Consider the following 624-nt stretch of genomic DNA (forward strand, 5'->3'; position numbering starts at 1 on the left):
TCGATCACCGCGACCGTGCCGCCGATTTCGGAGGACGCCCACAGCATCCGCCCGTCCGCCGAGAAGGCGGCGGCGCGGGGGCGCTGGCCCACGGGCGTCGCGTCGGTCGCCGAGAGCGTGGCGACGTCGATCCAATGGACCATGTTGGTGGTCTCGGAGGTGGTGACGGCCATTTTGCCGTCCGGGCTGACGGCCATGCCCTCCGGCTCGATGCCGACATCGATCTGGGCCAGCACCTTGCGTGTCTGCGCATCGACCACGGTGGTGGTGGCGTTCTCCTCGTTGGCGATGAACAGGGTGCGGTCGTCGGGCGCGAGGGCGAACTGCTCCGGGTCCTCGCCCGAGGGCAGGTTGTGGCGCACGGCGCCCGTATCCGGGTCGATCACCTGCACCGCGTCGGAATCGCTGGCGCAGACATAGAGCGTGCGGCCGTCCCGGGAGAAGGTGAGCCCGCGCGGGCGCCGGCCCACGGGGAAGGTGCGGATCACCTCGAGCGAGGTGCCGTCGATCACCGAGACGGTGTTGTCGCGCTCGTTCGAGACGAAGATTTCTTCCGCCTCCGCCCCCTGCGCAGCGAAGCCCAGCAGGCCGGCGCAGAGGAGGAGGCGGGCGGTCGCGGCGCGG

1 protein-coding gene is annotated in these 624 nt (G+C 71.0%); it reads right to left on the reverse strand.

What is annotated here, in order from left to right; all coding sequences use genetic code 11:
• On the reverse strand, nucleotides 1-624 hold a 624-nt coding region (locus tag MZTS_RS24915; protein ID WP_246482279.1), incomplete at both ends, for a PQQ-dependent catabolism-associated beta-propeller protein.

It is taken from the genome of Methylorubrum zatmanii (genome assembly GCF_014845115.1).
GTDB lineage: Bacteria > Pseudomonadota > Alphaproteobacteria > Rhizobiales > Beijerinckiaceae > Methylobacterium > Methylobacterium zatmanii.